Below are 2,689 nucleotides of genomic sequence, written 5' to 3' on the forward strand. Positions count from 1 at the left end.
ACACACTCTATTGAGCCGCGCGGGCGGGGGCCCCGCGCGCCCCCCGCCCCCCCCCCGTCAACGGCCTAGTAGCACTCGCCGGTGCCGTCGGTGTGCAGCGCGAGCTTCAGGCCGGGGAGCTTGAAGGTGCCGGCCGAGGTGGCCCAGGCGGTCTGCTGCACGTTGTACAGGTCGGCCTTGTCGGCGGCCTGGGCGAAGCCGGTCGCGCCGGACGGCAGGCCGCCGAGCTTGGACTTCCAGCCCTGGGTGGCCTCTCCCTTGAGGGTCGAGGCGTCCTGGCCGATGTTGATGTTGGTGAACTCGGCGTCCGCGTTCAGCTGGTCGAGGTCGATCAGCAGGTTCTTGGCGTAGACCTGCTTCTTGACGTCGTCGCTGTTGCCCGCCTCCAGGCGAAGGACGATCTTGGGCAGCTTCCACGGCAGGCCGGGGATGACGTTGGGGTCGGTCACCACCGACTGGCAGAGGCCCTTGATGGTGGCCTCGTCGAAGGCCGAGACAGCGACCGGGTGCGGAGTGCCGTTCACCTCGGCGTCGATCGAGCCGAACTGGGCGAAGTTCTTGCCGTGCAGCTCCGGCGTGGTGACCTTGAAGCTCTGGCCGGAGACGCTGAACGAAGCCGCCAGCGCGTTGTTGGCCATGGCGGCGCCGACCATCGCGGTGGCCGCGATGCTCGGCACCATCACCAGGGCGAAGCGCTTCCAGCGGGTCTTGCCGTAGGTCTGGGACATGCGAGTCCTCCTTCTAGGACGTACATCTCCGGCTCCCCGGCGGCGCGCCCGCGCCGGTGGGGGACTGGGATGGGAGAGAGCTACGTCCTCGGTAGCGGAGAGCGCCTTGGGCGTCGTCGGACGCGGGAGCGGCCGGCACACAGCGGCACTCCCGTCCCTCCACCGGCCGTCCTTGCGGGGCGGCGGGCAGGACCGACGACATCGGCGATCACCCCCGAGCGACAACCAGCGACCGCGCAGGGCCGCGCGGCCGGTCGAAGGACAGGAACCGCCGTGGGACCGCGGATACCCCCCTGCCCTCCCTACCGCCGACCGGGGCCGGCGGATCACCCGGTGGGGATCCCGCGCTCCACGTGGCCGACCGGATCGGAGGGTGTGGAGTCAGGGACCGGGCGTCGCCGATCGTGCTCGAATCCCGGGCGAAGCACAAGAGGTTCCTTACTGACGGGTAATGCAACAGCCGACAGCGTTGATCATGAAATCGGCGCGGCATGCACCGTGCGTGACGCCTTGAAGGAAACGTGACGAAGAAATCCGCCGGAAACACGAACGAAACACCCGCGGACAGTCACCAAGTGTGACTGTCCACGGGTGTTGTCAAGATTTGGTAAACCTCTGTCCGGTTGACCGGATTGTCGCCAAATCACCCGGCGACACCGCAGGTCATCCGCCGTGCCAGGATCCGCCCGGGACCGGCCGGGCCCGGACCGGAGGGGGCGTCAGAACAGCACGCGCGCCAGCGCGGTGCGGGCCGCGGTGACCCGCGGGTCCTCCGTGCCGATCACCTCGAACAGCTCCAGCAGGCGCAGCCGGGCGGCGTCCCGGTCCTCACCGGCGGTCCGGCCGACGGTGTCCACCAGCCGGCCGAAGGCGTCCTCGACGTGACCGCCCACCAGGTCCAGGTCGGCCGCCCGCAGCTGGGCCTCGACGTCCTTCGGGTCGGCCGCGGCCGCGGCGCGGACGGCCTGCGGGTCCACGCTCTCGATCCGCTGCAGCAGTTCGGCCTGGGCGAGGCCCAACCTGGCCTCGGTGTTGCCCGGCTGGTCGGCCAGCACGTTGCGGTAGGCCTGGACGGCGCCGCCCAGGTCGCCGCTGTCCAGCGCGTCGTGCGCGGCGGCCAGGGCCGGGTCCTCCGGCCGCTGCGGGGCGGCGTCCGGCGCCTCGCCCGGAGCCCCGGCGCCGCCGACCACGCCGAAGCGCTGCTCGGCGACCAGGATCAGCTGGTCCAGCACCTTGCGGACGTTGGCCGCACTCTCGGCGCCCTGGAACAGCGGCACCAACTGGCCGGCCACCACGGCCATCACGGCCGGGATGCCCTGGATGCCGAACTGCTGGGAGATCAGCGGGTTGGCGTCCACGTCGATCTTGGCGAGCACGAACCGGCCGGCGTACTCCTCGGCCAGGCCCTCCAGGATCGGGCTGAGCTGCTTGCAGGGGCCGCACCACTCGGCCCAGAAGTCGATGACGACCGGCACTTCGGTGGAGCGCTGGACGACCTCGGACTCGAAGGTGTCCTCGGTGACGTCGATGACGAGCGCGTAGGCGGACTGCTCGGGGGCGACTCCGGCCGCTTCGTCGGCGGCCGCCTGGCGGGCCCGCTCGACCCGGGCCTGCTCGGCCTTCTGGGCAGCCTCGCCGGCTGCCTTCACTGCGGCGAGGTCGACCGCACCGCGCAGGGCGGAGCTGTTGAGACGCGAATTCCGTGGCTGCATGGCACCATCCTCCCCCGTCCGCGCCGCCTGCGGGCAACCAACCTCGGGAAAGTCGCCCCGCGCGGGCCGCGCGGCGCGGATTCCCGGGCGCGGTGGCCCTCCCCCGGTAGCCTGAACCGTTCGGCGCGGATCCCCACCCGCGCCCGGGGCCCCCCCCCCCCCCCGGGGGGGGGGACGCGGGGGGCCGCGGGGTCCCCCGGGATCGGGGGGAAGAGGCCGCGCTGCGCGGCCCCGCCCCCCCCCCCCGGG

At 72.3% G+C, this 2,689-nt stretch carries 2 protein-coding genes; both read right to left on the bottom strand.

What is annotated here, in order from left to right:
• Positions 1-65: 65 nt before the first annotated feature.
• Positions 66-728, bottom strand: a complete 663-nt coding sequence (locus ACFV6I_RS26145) for a DUF6230 family protein (RefSeq protein ID WP_063347768.1) — start codon at positions 726-728, stop codon at positions 66-68.
• 719 nt (positions 729-1,447) lie between these two features.
• Positions 1,448-2,440: a tetratricopeptide repeat protein gene (locus ACFV6I_RS26150; RefSeq protein ID WP_380379178.1), complete on the bottom strand. Its 993-nt coding sequence runs from the start codon at positions 2,438-2,440 to the stop codon at positions 1,448-1,450.
• Positions 2,441-2,689 lie beyond the last annotated feature (249 nt).

Origin of the sequence: Kitasatospora sp. NPDC059803 (assembly GCF_042732255.1) — a bacterium.
Classification (GTDB): domain Bacteria; phylum Actinomycetota; class Actinomycetes; order Streptomycetales; family Streptomycetaceae; genus Kitasatospora.